Annotated in this window: 18 protein-coding genes and 1 pseudogene; 17 read left to right on the plus strand and 2 right to left on the minus strand. The window is 29.9% G+C overall.

Annotated features, from left to right (window positions below):
• Positions 1 to 19: 19 nt before the first annotated feature.
• The 7 genes from FVE73_RS02055 to FVE73_RS02085 all read left to right on the plus strand — a co-directional run bounded on the left by FVE73_RS02055 (position 20) and on the right by FVE73_RS02085 (position 10,637).
• Complete coding sequence (locus FVE73_RS02055; protein WP_018499520.1) at positions 20 to 838, plus strand: FHA domain-containing protein; 819 nt, start codon at positions 20 to 22, stop codon at positions 836 to 838.
• A gap of 171 nt (positions 839 to 1,009) precedes the next feature.
• Positions 1,010 to 1,669 (plus strand): FHA domain-containing protein, encoded by a 660-nt coding sequence (locus FVE73_RS02060; RefSeq protein ID WP_018499519.1) that lies wholly within the window; start codon positions 1,010 to 1,012, stop codon positions 1,667 to 1,669.
• Between the two features lie 168 nt (positions 1,670 to 1,837).
• On the plus strand, positions 1,838 to 4,240 hold the full coding sequence (locus FVE73_RS02065) for a PP2C family protein-serine/threonine phosphatase (RefSeq protein WP_018499518.1): 2,403 nt from the start codon (positions 1,838 to 1,840) through the stop codon (positions 4,238 to 4,240).
• 15 nt (positions 4,241 to 4,255) lie between these two features.
• Positions 4,256 to 5,671, plus strand: coding sequence for a hypothetical protein (locus FVE73_RS02070; protein WP_018499517.1), 1,416 nt, complete (start codon positions 4,256 to 4,258; stop codon positions 5,669 to 5,671).
• Entirely contained in the window at positions 5,637 to 6,536 is a 900-nt protein-coding gene (locus FVE73_RS02075) for a serine/threonine-protein kinase (protein WP_018499516.1), read from the plus strand. Before FVE73_RS02070 ends, FVE73_RS02075 begins: the two co-directional genes overlap by 35 nt.
• A 163-nt stretch (positions 6,537 to 6,699) precedes the next feature.
• Entirely contained in the window at positions 6,700 to 9,363 is a 2,664-nt protein-coding gene (locus FVE73_RS02080; protein ID WP_018499515.1) for an acetate and sugar kinases/Hsc70/actin family protein, read from the plus strand.
• A 14-nt stretch (positions 9,364 to 9,377) separates the two neighbouring features.
• Positions 9,378 to 10,637: an efflux RND transporter periplasmic adaptor subunit gene (locus FVE73_RS02085; RefSeq protein ID WP_018499514.1), complete on the plus strand. Its 1,260-nt coding sequence runs from the start codon at positions 9,378 to 9,380 to the stop codon at positions 10,635 to 10,637.
• 183 nt (positions 10,638 to 10,820) lie between these two features.
• On the opposite strand, the gene FVE73_RS02090 is transcribed toward FVE73_RS02085, so the two are convergent.
• Complete coding sequence (locus FVE73_RS02090; protein ID WP_018499513.1) at positions 10,821 to 11,993, minus strand: CapA family protein; 1,173 nt, start codon at positions 11,991 to 11,993, stop codon at positions 10,821 to 10,823.
• Between the two features lie 292 nt (positions 11,994 to 12,285).
• On the opposite strand from FVE73_RS02090, the gene FVE73_RS02095 reads away from it, so the two are divergent.
• Together FVE73_RS02095 and FVE73_RS02100 are read left to right on the plus strand one after the other, a co-directional pair.
• Positions 12,286 to 12,744: a DIP1984 family protein gene (locus FVE73_RS02095; RefSeq protein ID WP_018499512.1), complete on the plus strand. Its 459-nt coding sequence runs from the start codon at positions 12,286 to 12,288 to the stop codon at positions 12,742 to 12,744.
• Positions 12,745 to 13,016: 272 nt separating this feature from the next.
• A complete protein-coding gene (locus FVE73_RS02100) occupies positions 13,017 to 14,198 on the plus strand; it encodes a dicarboxylate/amino acid:cation symporter (protein ID WP_018499511.1) in 1,182 nt (393 codons plus the stop codon).
• A 436-nt stretch (positions 14,199 to 14,634) separates the two neighbouring features.
• Here FVE73_RS02100 and asnA read toward each other — a convergent pair whose 3' ends face one another.
• Entirely contained in the window at positions 14,635 to 15,651 is a 1,017-nt protein-coding gene (gene asnA / locus FVE73_RS02105; RefSeq protein ID WP_018499510.1) for an aspartate--ammonia ligase, read from the minus strand.
• A gap of 406 nt (positions 15,652 to 16,057) precedes the next feature.
• Here asnA and FVE73_RS02110 point away from each other — a divergent pair, with 406 nt between their 5' ends.
• The 8 genes and pseudogenes from FVE73_RS02110 (at position 16,058) to rpsP (ending at position 22,758) form a co-directional block, all read left to right on the plus strand.
• On the plus strand, positions 16,058 to 17,026 hold the full coding sequence (locus FVE73_RS02110; RefSeq protein WP_018499509.1) for a thiamine pyrophosphate-dependent dehydrogenase E1 component subunit alpha: 969 nt from the start codon (positions 16,058 to 16,060) through the stop codon (positions 17,024 to 17,026).
• Between the two features lie 157 nt (positions 17,027 to 17,183).
• Complete coding sequence (locus FVE73_RS02115; protein WP_026239115.1) at positions 17,184 to 18,176, plus strand: alpha-ketoacid dehydrogenase subunit beta; 993 nt, start codon at positions 17,184 to 17,186, stop codon at positions 18,174 to 18,176.
• Positions 18,177 to 18,194: 18 nt separating this feature from the next.
• A complete protein-coding gene (locus FVE73_RS02120) occupies positions 18,195 to 19,229 on the plus strand; it encodes a dihydrolipoamide acetyltransferase (protein WP_018499507.1) in 1,035 nt (344 codons plus the stop codon).
• A 52-nt stretch (positions 19,230 to 19,281) separates the two neighbouring features.
• Entirely contained in the window at positions 19,282 to 21,054 is a 1,773-nt protein-coding gene (lpdA, locus tag FVE73_RS02125; RefSeq protein WP_018499506.1) for a dihydrolipoyl dehydrogenase, read from the plus strand.
• Between the two features lie 21 nt (positions 21,055 to 21,075).
• The gene (locus FVE73_RS02130; protein ID WP_018499505.1) at positions 21,076 to 22,068 is read left to right on the plus strand and encodes a lipoate--protein ligase; all 993 of its coding nucleotides are present in this window, start codon (positions 21,076 to 21,078) and stop codon (positions 22,066 to 22,068) included.
• Between the two features lie 94 nt (positions 22,069 to 22,162).
• Positions 22,163 to 22,219: pseudogene (locus FVE73_RS11110) on the plus strand (antitoxin); the annotation flags it as partial.
• Complete coding sequence (locus tag FVE73_RS11010; RefSeq protein WP_018499504.1) at positions 22,220 to 22,342, plus strand: hypothetical protein; 123 nt, start codon at positions 22,220 to 22,222, stop codon at positions 22,340 to 22,342.
• 146 nt (positions 22,343 to 22,488) lie between these two features.
• Positions 22,489 to 22,758 carry a 30S ribosomal protein S16 gene (gene rpsP / locus FVE73_RS02140; protein WP_018499503.1) on the plus strand — a complete coding sequence of 90 codons (270 nt, stop codon included), beginning with the start codon at positions 22,489 to 22,491 and terminating at the stop codon, positions 22,756 to 22,758.
• Positions 22,759 to 23,010 lie beyond the last annotated feature (252 nt).

The raw sequence follows: 23,010 nt of genomic DNA on the forward strand, positions 1-23,010 counted from the left end.
GAGGGAAGGAAAAAAGGAAATGTTATGGGGAATTAGAAGATTGTTGTCAAATTTTAGAAGTATTTTTAGACAGCCGTTTGGACGAGGCAGTATTTATCGGCTGGAAAGACTTAAAAGTGTTGTACGAATGAAGGAAAATGGAGAAAATAGAAGTGAAAAAAATGGTTTAGGAGTGGATAAGGGAATTAGAAAATATGAAAAACGGAAATTAAATGCGAGAAGCCAAAAAGCTTATAAATTTTTTAATGTGAAAAATATTTTAATAATTCTGATTTTGATATTTACATTTATTTTTGTACATTTTTCGGGATATTCTACAAAAAGTCTTTATTTTTCGATTTTTATTTATATTGGAGTTACACTTTATTTGCTTATTTTGGAAAGATTTTTTGAAAAGGTGGAAGTTCAAGAGGAAATTAAAAATATAAAAAATGATAGAGAAAGGGAACATAATGTTTTTTTAGAAAGAGTAAAGGAAATAGAGGATTTAGAGAAAAATCAGATTGAGCATATATTTTTGAAGGATTCAGAAGATTATGACATGAAAATATGGAAAGTTGGAAGGGCAACTTCACTTTTAATTGGAAAACAATCGCCTAGAAATCGGGTGGATATTGATGTAAGTGAGGGGATTTATTCTAATTTAGTTAGTAGGGCTCATGGTATTTTAAATCGTGTTAATGGAATTTGGTACTATGAGGATTTAGGCTCACAAAATGGGAGTGGAATTGAAAAAAGTCTGGATAAGCGGAAAATGAAACTAAAAAAAAATATACCTGTAAAAGTAGAATCAGGTGATATTATTTATTTGGCAACTACAAAAATATTATTAAAATAAAAAAGGGAAATTACAAGAGTAAAATTTGTAAAAATTAATAAATAATATTTGTGAGAGCAAAGAATTAAAATTTTTGTTAGATAAAAAAAGTAAAATTTATGTTTTTTAGTGAAGCTTAGTATTACAGAATTTTATAAATAGATAAAATAAAAAATGGAGGAATATTTTAAAATGAAATTAGATAGATGTAAAAATGGGCATATATACGATGTTTCAAGATACAGTTCGTGTCCCTACTGTAAATCGGAAGGATTGGAAACGGAAGTTCAAGATGATAAAATTAATTTAGTTGAGCAAATGGAAGATGAAGATAGAACTACTGCCTACTGGTCAAAGGATAGCACTGTAGATCCTGTTGTTGGGTGGCTTACGTGTATTGAAGGACATGACAAGGGGAAGGATTACAGAATTGTGAGTGAGCGGAACTTCATTGGGCGTGGAGAAAATATGGATATTCAAATTTTAGGAGATACTATGATTTCTAGAAAAAACCATTGTTCAATAAGTTATAATCCAAAACAGCGAAAGTTTATGCTAACTCCTGGAGATTCCAATGGATTGATTTATTTAAATGGAGAGGCTGTTTATAATACAGTGGAATTGAGAGCTTATTCGGTTGTGGAAATGGGAGAAAGTAAATTTGTGTTTGTAAATCTTTGTGGGGATTATTTTGATTGGGAGAAAGAAAAGGCTAGAGATGAGAATGTGAAAAGAAAATATGAAAAAAATTTAGATAATAAAAAAATAGATGAAAATATAAATTTTGTGAATAGAAATAGTAGAAATGGAGATTTAGAAGTAAAAATTGAAGATTATGAGGAAAATTTATAATTTAATGAAATTAAAGAATTATAAATAAAGATAAGATAGTGAGGATAAAGGTTGGATAGTTGTTATAGCAAGGGGTTAAGAATTCTTGTTAAGATAAGAAAAAATTAAAAATTTTTTTATAGTTGTAGAAATAATAAATTTAATGAAATTAAAGGGAGAAATGGGAAGATGAGGAAGGATGAGGCAAAATTTATTACGGAATTTTTAAGCGAGGCTGGAACGAAGACTGAAAATAGTGATTATTTTGGATATGTTTTGCTGGATAATTATGCAATTTGGGCTGTGGCAGATGGATTTGATGAGGAAGAAGGAGCAAAAGTTGCGGCAAGGATTGCTGTAGAATCTGTAATTGAATATTTTATGCTATGTCCACGATTTAATTATGATGTTATTAAGGAAATGATGGATTATGCCAATTTGAAAGTTAAAGAAAAACAGGAGGAAGCCCAAAAATATTCTCTTATGCACACTTCTCTTTTAATCGTTATAAGCAATTATAATTCAATTTTATATGGAAATGTTGGGAATACAAGATTTTACCATATTAGAGGTGGATATATTGTTTCCCAAAGTAAAGATGATACGATAGCACAGCTTTTGGTGGATGAAGAAGCGTTAAATGTATCGGATATAAGATTCCATAGACAAAGGAATGATTTACTGCAGGCAATTGGAGATTTTGGGAAAATTAATCCCAATATTATAAGAAGCCCTGTGGAGCTTATGGAAAAAGATATTTTTTGCTTGACAACTGTGGGATTTTGGGAAAATATTGATGAACACGATATGGAAAATGATTTGTCCAGATTTGAGGATAAAAAGCAATGGCTAAATTCATTGGAAAAAAGGATACTTGCTTCGCTTAGGGACAATATTGAAAATTATACGATTGCACAGGTGGAAGTTCAGGCGGTGGCGAGTCCAGAGCCGATGGAAAAGGATAGAAGTAAAATTATAAAAAAAATATTATTGATAATAATGATTGTTGTTGTGATTATTTTATTTATTGTAATTTGGAATGTAAAAAGAAGAAATGGAATTTTACAGGCGGCAACGCAATATGAAAAGCTAGCAGATGAGGAAATTTTGAAAAAGAACTTTAATAATTCAATTGATGATTTGAAATTGGAAATTGGAGAATATGAGAAATTAAAACCGAAAAGCAGGGGGATTATTGGGTTTTTTACAAATGCCGAGAAAAAAAGGAATGATGCAGATAAAAAAATTGATGAGATAAATAAAAAAATTGGAGAAATCGAAAAAATTAAAGAGGCATTTACAGATATTGATGAAGGAAATGAACTATTTAATAATGGAAATTATGATGAGGCGAATGTGAAATATCAGCAGGCTAAATATAATCTGAACGATAATACTTATAAACGTGATGAATTGAATACAGAAGAGATTTTGACAACGTTGGATTCACGTATAAATTCGGCTGTGAAGTTGAAGGAGGCGAAGGCTTTGGAAATGGCTGGAGATAATGCGGTTAATGAAGGAAGTTTTAATTTGGCGAAAGTTAGTTATAAAAATGCGATGGATATATATCTAGCAAATGGTAAAGCGGATTATGTTTCACAAATCGAGAAAAAGATAGAGGAAATATCGGATAAGGAAAAAACTGCATATAATGGGGCAATGCTTGCAGAAAATAAGGGAGATTCATTGGCACAGAGCAATATTAATTCTTCTAGGGAGGCATATTATCAGGCACGACAAATGTACCAGGTGCTTGGGGATACTGTAAAAGTGGGAGAGGTTGACAATAAAATACAGGAGCTTAATTCTCAGCAAAATGCTGATTTACAAACTGCTAATAATCTTGTGCAAGAAGGACTTTCTCAAATAACAGCTAACAATCCAGCTCAAGCAATAAGCATTTTAACACAGGCTAAAAATATTTATCAAAAAATGAAGGATACAAATAATGTGAATATTGTTGGAAAGTATATAAATCAGGCACAGGAATTTATCAAATTTGAAAGCCAAAATGTTGAAAAATTGAAGGCACAGAAATTGGAATATTCAGAAAAATTAAAATCACAAGAAACAGAATATTCAGAAAAGCTAAAACAGCAGGAAATTCAGCTGCAACAGCAACTGCAAGCAAAAGAAATGGAAATAAAGGTACAACAGGAGCAAATGGAGCAGGAAAGGCAAAAACGGGAAGAAATATCAAGAAAAATAGAAAATGCCTTAAATCTGGAAATGCAAGCGGATCAACTGGCGATAGATGAAAAATTTGAGGAAAGTATAGCAAAGTATGAAGAAACTAAGAAGATTTTGGAAGAGGTAAATACAGATGGAAATTTTGGCAATCAAGTGGCTAAAATTGAAGGTTTAAATAAGAAAATTGAGAAAATTGAAGGGTATTTGCTGAAGAAAAATGGAGAAGAAGATCTTAAAAATAAAAGATGGAAGGATGCTGTTGAAAAACTTACACAGGCAAAGGAAAAATTGGAAAAAAGCGGCACAAAACAAAATGAAATAGCCGAAATTGAGAAAAAGCTGAAAAAGGCTGAGAAAAAAGCAAATAAAAAATGGTGGCAATTTTGGAAAATTTTTTAAGATAGGAGGGAAAAAATGATAAAAAATATAAAATTAAATACTTTCTTTTTTAAGGAATATGCACAAATTGCCGAAAAAAATACATATTCGGCATATATTCCAAATGGGAACAGAGGGATTTGGTGTATTGCTGATTTTGAGGAAAAAATATATGTTCAAGAAGATATAGAGATAAATCAAAAAATAGAGAATAATGACATTAGAAGTAAAAAAATTAAAAAGAATATTAAAAGAAAAAATTTGGCAAAAATTGGAGTTTATAAAATTATTGAAAAGTATTTGGAAAATAGTAGTTTTTCAATTGAAAATATGAAAAAAATGATTCAATCTTCCAAAGATAAAGTAATTTTTGAAAAAAGTAAATTACTTAAAATTGAAAAAGATAATGAAAAAAATTTTGATTTAAAAAATTTTTATTCGCAAATTGTTGTTATTATTGAAAAAAATAATATGATTGTTGGAAATATGGGGAAAACTGAATTTGTTTTGTATAGGGAAAATAGAATTGTGGAAAAGATAAGTGGAGAGCAATTCAAAAAAATAAGACTGAAAAAACATGATTATTTGCTGGCTGGGAGTCCTGAATTTTGGAAAGTTGTTAATGAGAGTGAAATTGAGGAAGTGTATGTTGACAAGAAAAGTAAAGAAAATATTGAGCAAAGTTTAAGCGAACAGATAAAACTTGCTGAGAAAAAATTGGGTAAAGTGATACCATTTTTGTCGATTTTTGTTGAAGATATTGAAGTGGAAAAGAATTATGAATTATTAGAAAGTGAAGTTAGTAAGAAAAATCAAAAGCGGGAAATGACTGTAAAATATATATTTTTATCGGCAATGTTTGCATTTATGCTTGTTTCTGTGGGAAAAAATATTCAAAAAGGTAATTTTGAAAACAGGAAAAACGAAAATGTCAAAAATGTAATGGCTAAGAAGATTAGTGAAAAATCAAATTTATTGGAAAATAATTTATATGTAAAAGCAGAAATAGAAAATAATAAAATTGAACAGGGAAATTTGGCAAATGTTAAAGTTGAAGTTAAGAAAACTGCTGAAAATGAAAATGCAGTTGAAAATCAAAATGTGGAAACAGGGAATAAAGAAATAGAAAAGAATCATGCAAAAAATTTGGAAATTACTCAAAATATTACAAAAAGCAAGGAGAAAGGTGATAAAAAATTAAATAATTCAAGAATAAAAAAGAAAGTTTCTAAAAATAAAAAATATAATAGAAAAAATCTGAATGCAGATAATAGAAATTTTAAGAAAAATTATAAGGTAAAAAGTAATGGAATTTCACAACTTGAAAAGGAAATTGAGCAAAATTGGGAAGTTCTTGGGCGTGATAGAAATGGGAATAATTTTGTGAAAAATAGAGAATTTAAAAGGGAAAATAAGAATGGATTTTTTGTTAAAGGGAACAATATTGAATAGAAAGTATAAAATTTTAAATTATGTAGCTAAAAGTGATTTTTCCAATATTTATATGTGTGAAGATAGACAAGGGGAAAAAGTAATTATTAAGGAATGTTATCCTTCAGAAATTGTTATGAGAAATAGTAAAGAGGTTTTTACTGAAAAGTACAAGAAAGATTTTGAAAATTTGAAAGAATGTTTTTGGAAAGAAAAATGTATTTTGGAGAAATTTTTGAAAAAATCTAAAAGAAGAAAACGGAAATTTGTGGATGATGTTATTAAATTTGTGGATTTTTTTAGTGAAAATGGAACAAATTATATTGTTACTGAATATTTTTGTGGAGTTACCTTGAAAAAATATATTTTGGAAAATCGGATAAAAAATGGAAAATTGAGGATAAATCATATTTTGGAAATATTTTTTAAAATTGCCGAAGTAGTTTGTAAAATTCATAAAAAGGGAATTATTCATTGTGATTTGAAGCCTTCAAATATTTTGATTGATATTAGGGGAAATATCAGAATTATTGATTTTGGAGCGAGCTTAAAAAAGAAGGAAAAGGTTGAGTTTGTTAAGGTTTCAGATGGGTATTCGCCGATTGAGATTTGTTCAGAAAAAGTTGAGATTGATGAAAGAACCGATGTTTATTCACTTGGGGCACTTTTATATTTTATGCTTTGTGGAGTGAAAGTGGATGGGGCGATTAAGAGGTTCTATAAGGCTGAACTGGAGTTTGGCAGGGAAGTTATTTTGGGATTTGAGAAGATTGAGATATTTAAGGAAGTGGAAGAAGTTATAAAAAAGGGGCTGGAGTTTGACAGGCAGAAAAGGTTTGGAAGTGTTAGGGAAATGATTGAAAAATTGAGAAAAATTTTTGCTTAAAATAAAAGCTTTTTAATAGATTTGATTTTATAACAAGCTAGAGAAATTTCAATAAAATCTATGTTTATAGCTTTTTATTTGGATTTTAAATTAATAAATCAAAACTAAAACTTGAATTTAAAGAAAATATTCATTATTAATGACAAAAGGGGACAAGGTAAAAATGAGATTATTTTATGAAGAGGAATTGCGAAGAAAATCTTACTATGAGATGTATCAGATTGCAATTGAGGAACATTTGGTAAATGTACATGTGGAAACGCCCACGAGAGAGGAGCTTATCTCACTTTTGATGAAATATAGGGGAGTCAAGGAAAATTACTGTATTGACAAGTATAATAAAAACGGGCTTGTGAATGTTCAGGAACTTTTTGATAATAAACTTGGCGAGAGAATTCATCACGAGAATAAGATACGAGTGCCACACAAGATTATTTTATACAAGGAGCTTGATTTGATGAGGGAAGACAATTATAAAATTGAAATTCCTGAAAATGTGAGCAGTGCAAATGTTTTTCTTATAAATGCAAATAATTACCTGTGTGGGATTTTCCAGCTGGAAAAGGATTTGAATAGCAGGAATAAGTATTTTCTAATTAGTAAAAAGGAATTTTTTAGAGTTGAAACTTTAAGAAATAATAAGTTCTCTTTTTTATTTTTCAAGGAAAATGACTTAAAATTTATTCATAAGTTTTATAATTTAAAAGAAGATGAAACGACACCACTTTACCCATACCAGATGGATTATTACAAAGTTGAAATTGAAAATTTTGTTGTGAAAAATCTGGAAACTACGAATACGCCACTTTGTATTGATTTTGGGACAGTAAATACGGCTCTTGGGGCATATCTGGATAAAAATTATGTGAAGGATTTGCCTACTAATGATATTTTGAATGGAAATGTCGTGATAGATGCTATAAATTATGTAAAATTTGACGATGGAGAGAGACGTTACCGTGAGATTTTTCCAACATTAGTTTATGTTGATGATTGCAGCGATGCTAATAATATTAAGTATTCATTTGGGTATGATGTGATAAGAAAGTTGGAGAGAAATGACTATATTGTCAATGGCTCGATTTTTTACAGCTTGAAAAGGTGGGTTCATGAGCATAATAAACTTGAGAAAATTAATGATGAGTTTGGAAATATTCTGTATGTGAAAAGAAAGGATATAATAAAGGCGTACTTAAAATATGTTGTAAATCGTGCTGAATACATGTTTAAATGCAAATTTAAAAAAATTCATGCTTCAAGTCCTGTAAAATTAAAGGAGCAGTTTTTGACGATGTTTCAGGAAATTTTCATGGTGGAAAATAAATTTAATAAAAATCAGAATTCTGAAATTTCTGAAAAAAATATAATTTCAAGTGAAAAAAATTATGAATATGAGATTATTCGTGAAAATGCGATGGATGAAGCGATTGCAGTGTTGTATAATACAATTGAGATACAGATAAGGAAAGAGAGATATAAGGAGAATGAAGAATATAGTGCATTAATTATTGATTGTGGTGGCGGAACGACGGATTTGGCGGCTTGCAAGTATGTGATTAGCAAGGACAAAATTTCATATTATCTAGATATAAGGACAAGCTTTGAAAACGGGGATGAGAATTTTGGTGGAAATGACTTGACTTACAGGATTATGCAGTTTTTGAAAATTGTGCTTGGGGCAAAATATTCTGAAAATAGGGTCGTTTCTATTAATGATTTGATAAAATATGATAACGATATAATTTACAAGGTAATTGATGACAGCGGTGTTGAGAAGATTTTTGAAAATATGAATTTGGAATATGAAAAGTATGAAAATGTAATTCCCACAAAATATTCGCAGTTTGAGAATAAAATGAGTGAAGAGTATCAGAAAATACGGAATAACTTTTATATGTTATGGGAAGCAGCTGAAAATCTTAAAAAGGAATTTTTTACATCCGATGGAAGACTGCGGACACGTTTTGATGTACCTAGAAATTATGAAAAACGGAATGATATTCATATAACGCAGTTAAAAAGCTGGAAAATTCATACTTATGAAAATGGAATATTTACCACAATAACAGATTATCCAAGACATATTTTTACGATAAAAGAAATTGAAAAAATCGTAAAAGCTGATATTTACGGAATGCTCAGAAAATTTTTGAATACGTATTACAAGGAAGGGCTGCTTTTTGAGTATTCATTAATAAAATTAAGTGGGCAGTCAACGAAAATCAGTACATTTCAGGAAGTACTAAAGGAATTTGTGCCGGGAAAGATGATTGAATACAAGGAACTGAGCCATCGTGATGATTACGAGCTGAAACTGAACTGTCTGGATGGAGCTATAAAATATCTGGATTATAAGCGTTTTGGGCATATAGATGTGGAAATTGTGAATGAAGTTCCGCTTGTGCCGTATTCTGTGTGGGTGGAAAAATACGATGGGGAAAAAGTGGAAATGATACAGACTTCACGAAAGGCTGATATTCTAATTGGACAGATTGATAAAAAGATTTCTGCTGAAGAACTAAAAATTTATGTTTATACTGCAGAAGGCGAATTGAAAAAAGAGATGATCTATAAAAATGAGGATAATTATGAAGAAATGGATGCACAGGAAATTTTGCCTGAATTTACAAATATAATTTCTCAAAATGATACCGATACAATTCAAAACAACACAGTAAGATTTTTTATTTATACTGATTTAAACAACTGGGGATTTTTTGTCGTTCCAATTCAAAGGAAATCGGATCAGCTTTATCTTGGACGAAAGGAATATTCTCCTTATGAAGATAATTTAAGTGAAAATTCCTATTTTGACGGAAACCACTAAAAAGGAAGAGAATATTGAGAAAAAAAGATGAAATAATTTGGATAATGCCCGCAATTTTTATTTTTATCATTCTTTTTATGATAAAATTCTGTACTCCCAAAATTAATCAGAAATATGTTATTGAAAAAATAACACTTGAAAATCTTGAATTTTTTGTGGATATGAAAGGAACTGTTGTTGCAAATAATGTTACTAAAATTGGACTAGATGTGAATTTATCCGTTGATGATGTTTACTACAAGGCTGGAGATTTTGTAAAAAAGGGCGATGTAATAGTGAAATTTAGCGATTATCAGAAAAATGGATTGAATGAAAAACGTACGTTATTAGTGATTAAAAATCGGGAATTACGAAATTTGGAAAAACAAAGGGAATTGGGATCTGATGTTAGTCAGAAAATTCAGGAATTACGTGGAGAAATATCAGGATTGGAAATTGAAATTAAAGATGAAATGAGAAATACAAGATTGGTTCAGAGAAGTGTAAGAAGTCCATTTGATGCTTACATTGTGAAAATTAATGCAGTGAAAGGTGGAATTACAAACAAAAATGAGCCTATTTTGATTCTTTCCAAAAGGGAAGATTTAAAAATAGTTAGTGAAAACGTGAAAAGTGAGAAAGTTAAAAATCTAAATATTGGAAATGTTGCCAAAATTAGTATTTTTAGGAGAGAAAATAAAAAAATTGGAGAAGAAAAAATACTTGAAGAATTAATTGAAATGAAAAATGATAAAAATAAGGAAATTTTGCAAGATAAGGATAAAATAAAAGAGAATTCAGATTTATTTTCTGAAAAAAAGGTTATTGAAGCAGAATTATTTAAGATTAATAAAATTGGGGATATGAATGTGTTTGAGTTTTTACCAACTTTATTTAAGGATCTGTTTTTAAACGAGCAAGTGGATATTCGTGTGATTTATAAGAAAAAAGAGAATATTCTGGCTGTTCCAAAAAAGGCTGTTATTTTTAAAAATCAGAAAAGCTATATTTATTTAATTGATAAAAATAATTTGGTTAAAGAAAAGAAAGTGTTTATTGGGATGGATAATGGAGAGAAGATTGAAATTTTTGGAATAGATATTGGAGAAGGAATGGAAATTATTGGGAATCCTGATGATAAAATTGGGAATAATGTGATTGTGGAACGAAGGAATATTAAGGATGAGGAAATTGAAAATAGGAAAAAATTGGAAAGGTTAGAGTGGGAAAATGAAAAGCTGGGGAATAGAATGGATGAGAATGAGAGAGAGATTATCAGACTAAAGAGAAAATAATGTATTATGCTGTTTCTCGTTTAAATAGCGAATGTTTAATAATTTTTGAATGGTATACTATTTTTAAATGAGATTTAATATAAATTGTCATTGAATTTATGTGGTTTTAAATAAAATCAGGATAAAAACATCCTGATTTCTAGCTATATTTTTTAAATTTGTGAAAAATAAAAGAAAAAGTTTTTAATTTAGATTATTAGTCTTAGTAATTTTTCCTTCTTCGCTGATAGAAAGCCCATTTCCATTTGGAAAGTCAGATTTATTCAAGTAAATTATCTTTTTTATTGCTAATTTTTCTGAATCTATAAAAGGACCTAAACTTTTGTAAGTTTGTCTTACTGGAATAATTTCTCCAGAAATAAAGTCTCCTTTATTATTTATTTTAATTTTAAAAATAGGTGCAATTCCCATTGAACCAGAAATATTTATTTTTCCAAAAGTTGCAAAGTTTCCTGCACTATAAGAGATAAATTTATTTTTATAAAGCTCAACTGCTCTTGTGACATGAGGGCCTTGCCCAAAGATTATATCGGCTCCATTGTCTATGGCAAAATGGGCAAACTCATAAACATTTCCTCTATCCTCGCCATGAAAAATTTCATGTTTTTTAGTAATGTGTTCAGCATTAGCACCTTCAGCTCCACCGTGAAACATAACAATTACAATATCAACTTTTGATTTTAATTCAGAAATAAGTTTTTTTGCATAATTATAGTCATTTAGTTTTACAGTAGCTGAATTTGGAGAAAATGAAATAAATCCAAATTTTTTTCCATTTTTTTCAAAAATTGCGCTTTCAGCAATATCTTTAATTCCAGAATATTTTATTCCTAAATTATCAAGATTTTTAATAGTTTTCTTAACTCCGATTTCTCCAAAATCATTACTGTGATTATTGGCAATGCTCAAATAGTCGAATCCAGCCTGTTTTAAATATGTTCCATATCTTGAAGGCATACGAAAGACATAGCAAACATTTGGATTATTACAGTTTTTGGGAGTTCCGCTTGTATCAAATAGTGTTCCTTCCAGATTTCCTGCGGTTATGTCAGCATTTTTTAGTATATTTTGTGTATTTTGAAGAATATTGACATCATTTTTAGGAAGCAGATATTCAAAAGGGTAATTTGAGCCAAGCATTATATCTCCTACACCAATAATTGTAAATTCTGATTTTTCATCTTTTTTATTCTTTTCATCATTTCTATTCTTAGAAATATCTATTTTTTTGTTTCTCAATATTTTTTCTAAATTCATAAATTTATTTCTAAAATCTTTAAAATTAGGACTTGTAATAATTAATGCAAGTGAAAAAGCTAAAATAGCAAATAAAATTAATAGTATATTTTTTTTCATTTATTAAATCCTTTCATAAAAAGTAGTTTTTTTATAAATATTAGAATTTTATATTACTAAACAAAATAACCGTAATTTTTAAGTTTGATCTTAAAGTAATTTTGTTAAATTCTAAACTAATATATTTTAAATAAGTTTATTATTTTTTTGATACAATTATTTTACATATATTTATCGTAAAAAGCAATATGATTTATAAAAATAATCTTGTAAAGGAAAAATATTCTTTACATTTTCTGTTTTTTCTATTATACTTTAGATATGTAAAAATAAAAAATAGGAGGATAAATAAATGAAAATTGCTGAAGCTCTTATTTTGCGTGCTGATATCCAAAAAAGAATTGCACAATTAAAGGTAAGACTTAATAATAATGCTAAAGTTCAGGAAAATGAAGAACCTACTGAAGATCCTGAATTTTTATTAGCTGAATTGGAAAATTTGATTTCTCAATTAAATGATTTAATAGTAAAAATAAATAGAACAAATACACTTTCAAAAGTTGATGGAATTTCATTAGTGGAGTTAATCGCAAAAAAAGATACTCTTTCACAAAAAGCAGGAATTTTGCGTGAATTTATTGAAATTGCAAGTCAAAAGGTGAATTTGTATTCTACGACAGAAATAAAGGTTTTTAGTACGGTTAATGTGTCTGAATTGCAAAAAAAGCTGGATAAATTGTCTAAAGAAATTCGTGAAACTGATACAAAATTGCAACAGGCAAACTGGACTATTGACTTAGTTGAAGAATAAAAAATAGTGTATTTAATATTGTAATTTATGAAAATAAAAAGATTTTTGGTGTAGATATTTTTAAGGTGAACATAAACCTTTGGATATTAGGGGAAAAATATCCTACAAGAATGAGTAATGCGGGGAAGTTACAAAAGTTATGATTAATCCCAGTATTGTTACATCTGTACGAATTATTGTAATTGTTACTACCATATGTTAATTAATAATATTGAGGCTGGGTTGTGGGATTGGTTTTGCTATGTAAAAATTTATAAGGAGAGAAAAATTTTATGAAAAAAATAGGGCTTGTGCCACGTTTGATTATTTCGATTGTGCTTGGTATTTTACTTGGATTAGTTTTACCAAGTCCGATTATAAGAATTTTTGTCACGTTTTCGTCGTTATTTAGTAAATATTTGTCGTTTATTATTCCATTTATGATTATTGGATTTGTTGTAACTGGAATTTCAGATTTACGTCATGGAGCGGGAAAATTACTTGGAATTACGACTTTACTGGCTTATCTTTCTACAATTGTTGCAGGTACACTTTCGTATCTTATGGCAATTAGTATTTTTCCAAAAATTCTTAACTTTGCTTCGTTTACAACGGTGGAACATCCTGAAAAGAATCTTTTGACAGCTTATTTTGACATTCCAGTTGCACCAATGTTTGATGTAACTTCAGCAATTATTTTTGCATTCATAATGGGACTTTCGATTAGCTGGCTTAGAAATAATGGAGAAGGGCAAACTACATATAACCTTTTTCGAGAATTTTCAAAGATAATTACAAAATTGTTAAGCACATCAATTATTCCATTGCTTCCTGTCTATATTTTTGGAACATTTATGAATATGACTTACAGCGGACAAATTTTTGCAACGCTTTCAATATTTTTAAAGGTATTTATTTGTGTAATAATTTTGCATATTTTATATACTGCAGGTTTATTCATATTTGCTGGCGGGCTTTCAGGAAAAAATCCATTTGTCTGTATGAAAAATCAGATTCCTGGATATTTTACAGCTCTTGGGACACAATCTTCAGCTGCTACAATCCCAATAAATATCGAATGTGCCAAAAGAAATGGAACATCGCCTGAAATCCGTGAATTTGTAGTTCCTTTATGTGCCACAATTCATTTGGCTGGAAGTATTATTACAATTACAAGCTGTGTTGTTACTGTACTTATGATGCACAGTATGTCCTACGGAATTTCAACAATTTTTCCGTTTATAATGGTACTTGGAGTAGCGATGGTAGCTGCGCCTGGAGCACCTGGAGGAGCAATAATGTCTGCACTTCCATTTTTAGGAATGGTTGGAATTGCCTCAAGCAGCCCAATGGCTTCACTCTTAATCGCACTTTACATAACACAGGATAGCTTTGGAACAGCGGCTAATGTTTCTGGAGATAACGCGATTGCCATTATAGTTGATTGGATTTATCATAAATTTATAAAAAAATAAAATTAGTATGATTGAAAAAGTAGAAAATTTATGCTATAATTAACCTATAAAGGTAATGGATATACTCCATTTTAAGGTAAAAAATAGCGAAAAAAATATCTTCTTCTTAGTTGAAGGGGGTATTTTTTTTATGTTATAATATTTCTGGGTTCGCTACCCAACCTTGAAATGGAGGGAGGTGAATAGTAATGATGAATAGTGATGTTGTTACTTTCATTGTTATGGTTATGATTTTGTATATAATCTTTAACAAATAGATAACAAATTGCCATTTTTTACCTTCAAAATCTGCAGAAAATCATAACCTGCAGGTTTTTCCATAAAAATTATGAATATAATAAATTTTAATGAGGAATAGCAGGAAATAATAAAAAAAGTGAATTACTAATTAATTTTAGTTCTTCACTTTTTTTATATTATTTTTTTGTTTTTTATATTAGTACCATAAAAGGTTAATTCCATTTTCCTTACATGTCTTTACAATTTCAGGTGTCCATACTGAAGCTTGAACTTCACCAATGTGGGCTTTTTGCAATAAAAACATACAGATTCTTGATTGTCCGATTCCTCCACCGATTGTTAATGGTAATTCATCATTTAGAAGCATTTTATGGAAATCAAGATTTTTTCTTTCTTCTAGGTTTAATTCTTTTAGTTGACGTTCTAATGCGTCTTTATCAACACGAATTCCCATTGAAGATAATTCTAATGATCTGTCTAAAACTGGATTCCACATAATTAGATCTCCATTTAGTTCCCAGTCATCATAATCTGGGGCACGTCCATCGTGTCTTTTTCCAGAATTTAACACTTTTCCAATTTGCATAATGAAGATTGCCTTGTGTTCTTTTGCAAATTTGTCTTCTCTTTCGTTTGGAGTTAATTCAGGATATAAATTTTCTAATTCTTGTGAAGTAATAAAAGTAACTTCTTTTGGCAAGAATTTTTCAAATTTTTCAAATTTTTCAGTCAATTCTTTTTCTGTATTTAAAAAGACTTGATATATTTTTTTTACAGTTGCTTTTAAAAAGTCAATATTTCTATCTTCTTTTGAAATAACTTTTTCCCAGTCCCATTGGTCAACGTAAATTGAATGCATATTATCTAAATCTTCATCTCTTCTGATGGCATTCATATCTGTATAAATACCTTTCCCATTTTCAACACCATATTGCTTCAATGCAATTCTTTTCCATTTTGCAAGTGAATGCACAATTTCCAATGTTACATCTGGCATTTCTTTCATTTCAAAAGCCACAGGACGTTCAACGCCATTTAAATTATCATTAATCCCAACAGACTTTCTAACAAACATAGGTGCCGAAATTCTTGTTAAGTCTAATGCTTTTGCAAGTTCTCTCTCAAAACAGTCTTTTGCAGCTTTTATTGCAATTTCTGTTTCCATGATTCCATATTTTGGATCATAATTTTTTGGAATTATAGTTTTTGACATATACTCTCCTTCTTTCTCAATTTTTTATTCTACCTATAGATGTTATCAAAATTATTATTTATTGTCAAATTTTTTTAAATTAAGTCTATTTAAGTTATTTTTTAAAGAAATAATCCTTTTTTTATCAGTTTTAAAATAGATCTTTTATAGAAAAGTTAAAAATTATTGGTTATAATAAGTTTATTAAAAATTTTTTATCAATAAATAAAATATTACTTTTAAAGAAAGTTTAATATTAATATTGAAATTAATTAGTTATAAATATATATTGTAATGATTATAAAATTATGATAAAATTAAATAAAGAATTTTGAATAGCAAAATATTAATAGCTTTATACTGAATATGTATATATTTAGAATTATAGAAAAACTTAAAAGTTAAAATATCAAGAATGGAGGAAAAAATGGAAAATATATCTAAAGATAAATTATTAAGTATGTATGAATCAATGTTAGATATTAGAAACTTTGATTTGAAGGTGAATCAGCTTGTGAAAAGAGGGATGGTTCCAGGAATGACGCATTTGTCAGTTGGAGAAGAAGCGGCGAATGTTGGAGCGATTGCAGCGTTGAATCCTGATGATTTTATCACATCTAATCATAGAGGACATGGACAGGTTATTGCTAAAGGAATTGATCTGAATGGAATGATGGCTGAAATTATGGGGAAAGCTACAGGAACTTGTAAAGGTAAAGGTGGTTCAATGCATATTGCCGATTTAGAAAGTGGAAATTTAGGAGCTAACGGAATTGTTGGTGGAGGACACGGAATGGCAGTAGGAGCAGCTTATACTCAAAAAGTTAAGAATACTGGAAAAATCGTAATGTGTTGTTTTGGAGATGGAGCTACAAATGAAGGAAGTTTTCATGAAGCAATGAATTTGGCATCAGTTTGGAATGTACCAATTATTTTTTATTCAATTAATAATGGATATGGAATAAGTACAGATATTAAAAAAGTTACAAATGTAGAACATATTTATCAAAGAGCAGCAGCTTATGGAATTCCTGGATATTTTATTGAAGATGGAAACGATGTTTTGGCAGTTTATGAAAAATTTAGAAAAGCAGTGGATGATGTAAGAGCAGGAAAAGGTCCTGTTTTAATTGAAAGTGTGACATATAGATGGTTTGGGCACTCGAGTTCAGATCCTGGAAAATATAGAACAAAAGAAGAAGTGGATTCTTGGAAGGCAAAAGATCCAAACATTAAATTTAGAAATAGATTGATTGAAGAAGGGATTGCTACTGAGGAAGAATTAACTAAATTGGAAGAAAATTCGAAACAAAAAATTGAAGAAGCAGTTGATTTTGCGAAAAACAGTCCAGAACCAGCTCTTGAATCAGCATTTGAGGATATTTTTGCAGATTAATTAAAGTGTTTATTACTAAAAGAGTTTTTGGGAATTTAGTAAAAAGATATTGATTTAAAAAATATAAATTTTGAAAAAATTCTAAGAGGGTTAAATTAGGAAAATAGTGTTAGAAATTTTAAAAAGAAGAGATAAAAACTGGGAGGAAAAAATAAATATGGAGACAAAATTAATGTCTGTAAAAGAGGCAATAATTACAGCAATGTCAGAAGAAATGAGAAGAGATGAAAATGTATTTCTTATGGGAGAAGATGTTGGAATATTCGGAGGAGATTTTGGTACTTCGGTAGGAATGTTGGAAGAATTTGGAGAAGAGAGAATTAAGGATATGCCTATTTCAGAATCAGCAATTTCAGGAGCAGCTATTGGAGCGGCAATGACAGGTTTAAGACCGATTGTAGATGTAACGTTTATGGATTTTATCGTGTATATGATGGATAATATTGTGAATCAGGCGGCTAAAACTAGATATATGTTTGGTGGAAAAGGAAGAGTGCCAGTGACATTTAGATGTGCGGCAGGAAGTGGAGTAGGTTCAGCAGCACAACATTCGCAATCATTGGAGGCTTGGTTTACGCATATTCCTGGAGTGAAAGTAGTTGCACCTGGAACACCTGCAGATGTGAAAGGGTTGTTGAAAGCAGCTATTAGGGATAATAATCCAGTAATTTTCTTGGAATATAAGGCGCAATATAATATGAAAGGTGAAGTTCCAACAGATCCTGAATTTGTTATTCCCTTAGGAAAGGGAGAAATAAAAAGAGAAGGTACGGATATTACAATAGTAAGTTACGGAAGAATGCTTGAAAGAGTATTGAAGGCAGCAGAAATAGTGGCTGAAGAAGGAATTAGCGTGGAAGTGGTGGATCCTAGAACATTGATACCATTAGATAAAGAGATAATTTTGGATTCAGTTAAGAAAACAGGAAGAGTTATTTTAGTGAATGATGCTCATAAAACAAGTGGATTTATTGGGGAAATTTCAGCAATTATTTCAGAAAGTGATGCATTTGATTATTTGGATCATCCAATTGTGAGATTGGCTGGAGAAGATGTGCCTATGCCATATAATCATACTTTAGAAACAGCGATGGTTCCGAGTGTTGAAAAAATTGTTGAGGCAATTAGAAAAGTAAAAAATAAACAATAGTAGAAGGTGAAAAATAAGATGGAAAATAGCAAATTGAGAGCTACACCTGCTGCGAGAGATTTAGCTAAAATGATGGGAATAGATTTGTTAAATGTTAGAGGCAGTGGAGCTAAAGGTAGAATTCATAAAGAAGATGTGGAAGAATTTAATTTTGAGAAAAAAGTGAGAATTACTCCGTTGGCTAGTAAAATAGCACAAGAATACAATATTGATTTGAGTACTGTAGAAGGTAGTGGACATAACGGGAAGATAATGAAAGAAGATATTTTGAATATCATTGCTAAACCGAAAGAAACTGAAGAATTGGCAAGACATGAAAAAGCGATATTGGCTGAAAAAGAACAAGTGGAAGAAGCTGATATTGAAGTTGTTCCAATGTCGCCAATGAGAAAAGTAATAGCGAAAAGAATGTCAGACAGTTACTTTACGGCACCTACATTTACATTAAATTATGAAGTTGATATGACAGAATTGATTTCATTGAGAAAAAAAGTTATGGATACAATTATGGAAAATACAGGTAAAAAGATAACTGTAACAGATTTAATTTCATTTGCTGTAGTTAAAACATTAATGAAACATAAATATGTAAATTCTGAATTGTCTGCAGATGGAACACAAATTACATTACATAATTATGTAAATTTATCAATTGCTGTTGGAATGGACGATGGGCTTTTGGTGCCTGTAATTAAAGGTGCGGATAAAATGTCATTGAGCGAATTGGTAGTTGCGTCTAAAGATATTATTAAAAAGGCGTTGGCAATGAAATTGAGTCCTTCTGAACAAAGTGGAAGTACGTTTACAATTAGTAACTTGGGAATGTTTGGAACGCAAAGTTTTAATCCTATTATAAATCAACCAAATTCGGCAATTTTAGGAGTTGCTGCGACAGTTGAAAAACCAGTAGTTGTAGATGGAGAGATTGTAATTAGACCAATAATGACAATGTGTTTAACAATTGACCATAGAGTTGTGGATGGACTTGCTGGAGCTAAATTTATGCAAGATTTGAAGAAATTATTGGAAAATCCATTAGCAATGTTAATTTAGAAAATTTGAAATACGATAAATACCATTAAATAAAATAAAGGAAGTGAAATAAATGGCAGTAGAAGTAATTATGCCTAAAGCTGGAATAGACATGACAGAAGGGCAAATCGTGAAATGGAACAAAAAAGAAGGGGAAAAAGTAGAAGAGGGAGAAATCTTACTTGAAATAATGACTGATAAAACAAGTATGGAATTGGAGGCAGAGGCTTCAGGATACTTAATTAAAGTGTTAAAACAAGATGGAGAAACTGTGCCAGTTACGGAAGTTATTGGGTATATTGGAGCTGAAGGAGAAGAAGCACCAACAGGAGCAGCACCTCAAGCGGCACCAGAACCAAAAGCAGCAGAACCAGTGGCAGCAGCTCAACCAGCAGCTTCAATTTCAAATGAACCAAAAGCACCAAAAGGTGATGATGAATTTGATGTAGTTGTAATCGGTGGAGGACCTGCAGGATATGTAGCGGCGATTAAGGCGGCACAATTAGGTGGAAAAGTAGCGATTGTGGAAAAAGTTCATTTTGGAGGAACTTGCTTGAATAAAGGATGTATCCCTACGAAAACATTCTTGAAAAATGCTGAAATTATCGAAGGAATTGAAATGGCTGGAAAAAGAGGGATTATCTTGGAAAACGATAAATTCACAATTGATATGCCAAAAGTTGTTAAATTGAAAAATGATATCGTAAAAACATTGACAAACGGAGTTCAAGGATTATTGAAGAGTAATGATGTTAAGATTTATAACGGTATCGGGAAAATAAATGTTGATAAAGATGTTGTTGTTACAAATGATAAAGGTGAAACAGTATTGAGAACTGATAAAATCATTTTAGCAGGTGGTTCAAAAGTAGGAAGAATCAATATTCCAGGAATTGACAGTCCAAAAGTATTGACAAGTGATGATATTTTAGATATTCAGCAAATTCCTAAATCATTAGCTGTAATTGGTGGAGGAGTAGTTGGAATTGAGTTGGGACAAGTATTTAATTCATTTGGTTCGGAAGTAACTGTTGTGGAAATGATGGATAGAATTATTCCTGGTGTGGATAGAGAATCTTCTGAAACATTGAGAAAAGAATTAGAGAAAAAAGGAATGAAAATCTTGACTTCGACTGCAATTAAAGAGATCGTTGATAATGGAGATACATTGACAATTAAAGTTGATGGTAAAGATGATATTGTGGCTGAAAAAGCGTTATTGTCAATTGGAAGAGTGCCTGATTTAGAAGGAATTGGGGAAATTGACTTGGAATTGGAAAATGGCAAAGTTAAAGTAGATAAATATATGGAAACTAGCGTGAAAGGCATTTATGCACCTGGAGATATTAATGGAACTAGAATGCTGGCACATGCAGCGTTCAGAATGGGAGAAATTGCGGCAGAGAATGCAATTCAAGGAAACCACAGGGCAACAAGACTGGAAACAAATTCTTCAGCTTCAATTTATACTATACCATCAGCAATTTATACTGTACCAGAAGTAGCGATGGTTGGATTGACAGAAGAACAAGCTAAGGAAAAATATGATGTAAGTGTAGGTAAATTTGCATTTTCAGGAAATGGAAGAGCGTTAGCATCAGGAGAATCAGCTGGATTTGTAAAAGTTATTGCAGATAAAAAATATGGAGAAATTTTAGGAGTTCATATCGTAGGGCCTTCAGCTGCTGAAATCATTAACGAAGCTTCAACATTAATGAAAATGGAAATTACAGTTGATGAAGTAATCAAAACGATACACGGACACCCTACTTATTCAGAAGCATTGTTTGAAGCATGTGCAGATGTTTTAGGGGAAGCTGTTCATTTACCTAAAAAAAGAAAATAGAATGAAAGAGGGCTATTTGTTATGATTTATTATATCAGTAAAACTCATGATACCGCATTTAATATTGCTTTGGAAGAATATTGCTTCAAAAATTTAAGAGATGAAGACGAAATATTTTTGTTGTGGATAAATGAGCCTTCGATAATTGTTGGGAAGTATCAGAATACGATTGAGGAAATTAATACGGAATATACGAGAGAAAAAGGGATTCATGTAATTCGTAGAATTTCTGGTGGAGGAGCAGTTTATCACGATTTAAATAATTTGAACTATACAATTATTTCTAATAGAGATAAAGGACAGGAAGGTTTCAATTTTAAAGAATTTTCAAAGCCTATAATTGAAACATTGGCAGAATTAGGAGTGGAAGCCGAATTTACAGGAAGAAATGATCTGGAAATAGATGGTCAAAAATTTTGCGGAAATGCACAGGCTTACATAAAAGACAGAGTAATGCATCACGGCTGCCTTTTATTCAATGTTGATTTTAGTGCTTTGGGAAATGCTCTGAAAGTTTCTAAAGATAAAATAGAATCAAAAGGTGTAAAATCTGTTAGAAGTAGAGTTACGAATATATTGCCTCATTTGAAAACTCCGATTACAGTTGAAGAATTTGGCGATAAAATTATGGAATATATGAAAAAGCAGTATCCAGATATGAAGGAATATGTTTTTAGCAAGGAAGAGCTGGACTATATTGCTAAAAGGGCTGAAGTCAAGAGAAGCTGGGAATGGAATTATGGAGAGTCGCCAGAATTTAATATAACTCGAGGTAAAAGATTTAAAAATGGGAAAATTCAAATCTTTGCCACAGTTGAAAATTCTAGAATTAAAAATATTAAATTTTATGGGGATTTCTTTGGGAAAAATGAAGATTTGAGTGAAATTGAAAATCTTTTGAAAAATGTGAAATATACGGTAGAGGATGTTAAGAAAAAATTGGAATCAATTGACATTGGAGAATATTTTTCTAAATTTACTGTGGATGAGATTGTGGAAGTTATTGTGGAATAGAGATTGGTTGTAAAAAATATTTTTTTAGAAGTATAAACAAAATTAAGTTATTGAATAATCTATTGACAAAAAAATAATAAATGTTATTCTTAAAATAGAAAAGGAAAATCTAGAATTTTTTAAAAAATATTCAAAAGAGAATAAAATTGAGATGTCATCTTTTGTTCGTAACTTAATTTTGGATAAAATATATGATGAAATAACTAAAGAAGATGAAAAAAGAATATTAAAAAGACAGGAAAAATCAAAATTGGAAAAAAACAAATTCAGCTGAAGATATTTTTAAAAGATTAAGATTATTGTAAAATCAAAAAATTGTAAGGAAAAAAAACTTGACAACTCATCAAAATTTTTGTATAATCATAGTACACTTGAAATAATAGATTTTAGAGTTAATAAATAATATGGAGGTAACATTTAATGTTAAAATTAAGATTGACTAGATTAGGAAGAAAGAAAGTCCCTTTTTATAGAATAGTAGCTATGGAGGCTTTATCTAGAAGAGATGGAAAAGCTGTTGCTTATCTTGGAACTTTTAATCCACTTGTTGAAGATGATAAACAAGTAGTATTAAAGGAAGATGAAATCTTGAAATACTTATCAAATGGAGCACAACCAACTGAAACTGTTAAAAGTATTTTAACAAAAGCTGGAGTTTGGGCTAAATTTCAAGAAACTAAGAAAAAATAGTTTGAAAAATTTTTAAATTATGATTTCTTATTTAGAATAATATATTTTACAGGGGGTGAAACCCCTTGTTATTAGTTGTTAAGCAAGTAAACAAAAGAAAGTTTGTTTCAATTTTTAAATAGAATTTAATATTAATTTTTTATAATACTTGCCTTATTTTTAGGGCAATTTTTTTTTGGAAAAAACAATGTTCAAAGACATTATAAATTTGATACTAACCCCATTTAAATAATGAATATATTATAAATCTTT

Source organism: Leptotrichia wadei (genome assembly GCF_007990545.2).
Classification (GTDB): domain Bacteria; phylum Fusobacteriota; class Fusobacteriia; order Fusobacteriales; family Leptotrichiaceae; genus Leptotrichia; species Leptotrichia wadei.

Excerpts from the sequence above, each read along its gene's own strand:
- FVE73_RS02055 (WP_018499520.1), top strand. The coding sequence starts at position 20 with ATGTTATGGGGAATTAGAAGATTGTTGTCAAATTTTAGAAGTATTTTT.
- FVE73_RS02060 (WP_018499519.1), top strand. The coding sequence starts at position 1,010 with ATGAAATTAGATAGATGTAAAAATGGGCATATATACGATGTTTCAAGA.
- FVE73_RS02065 (WP_018499518.1), top strand. The coding sequence starts at position 1,838 with ATGAGGAAGGATGAGGCAAAATTTATTACGGAATTTTTAAGCGAGGCT.
- FVE73_RS02070 (WP_018499517.1), top strand. The coding sequence starts at position 4,256 with ATGATAAAAAATATAAAATTAAATACTTTCTTTTTTAAGGAATATGCA.
- FVE73_RS02075 (WP_018499516.1), top strand. The coding sequence starts at position 5,637 with ATGGATTTTTTGTTAAAGGGAACAATATTGAATAGAAAGTATAAAATT.
- FVE73_RS02080 (WP_018499515.1), top strand. The coding sequence starts at position 6,700 with ATGAGATTATTTTATGAAGAGGAATTGCGAAGAAAATCTTACTATGAG.
- FVE73_RS02090 (WP_018499513.1), bottom strand. The coding sequence starts at position 11,993 with ATGAAAAAAAATATACTATTAATTTTATTTGCTATTTTAGCTTTTTCA.
- FVE73_RS02095 (WP_018499512.1), top strand. The coding sequence starts at position 12,286 with ATGAAAATTGCTGAAGCTCTTATTTTGCGTGCTGATATCCAAAAAAGA.
- FVE73_RS02100 (WP_018499511.1), top strand. The coding sequence starts at position 13,017 with ATGAAAAAAATAGGGCTTGTGCCACGTTTGATTATTTCGATTGTGCTT.
- asnA (WP_018499510.1), bottom strand. The coding sequence starts at position 15,651 with ATGTCAAAAACTATAATTCCAAAAAATTATGATCCAAAATATGGAATC.
- FVE73_RS02110 (WP_018499509.1), top strand. The coding sequence starts at position 16,058 with ATGGAAAATATATCTAAAGATAAATTATTAAGTATGTATGAATCAATG.
- FVE73_RS02115 (WP_026239115.1), top strand. The coding sequence starts at position 17,184 with ATGGAGACAAAATTAATGTCTGTAAAAGAGGCAATAATTACAGCAATG.
- FVE73_RS02120 (WP_018499507.1), top strand. The coding sequence starts at position 18,195 with ATGGAAAATAGCAAATTGAGAGCTACACCTGCTGCGAGAGATTTAGCT.
- lpdA (WP_018499506.1), top strand. The coding sequence starts at position 19,282 with ATGGCAGTAGAAGTAATTATGCCTAAAGCTGGAATAGACATGACAGAA.
- FVE73_RS02130 (WP_018499505.1), top strand. The coding sequence starts at position 21,076 with ATGATTTATTATATCAGTAAAACTCATGATACCGCATTTAATATTGCT.
- FVE73_RS11010 (WP_018499504.1), top strand. The coding sequence starts at position 22,220 with ATGTCATCTTTTGTTCGTAACTTAATTTTGGATAAAATATATGATGAA.
- rpsP (WP_018499503.1), top strand. The coding sequence starts at position 22,489 with ATGTTAAAATTAAGATTGACTAGATTAGGAAGAAAGAAAGTCCCTTTT.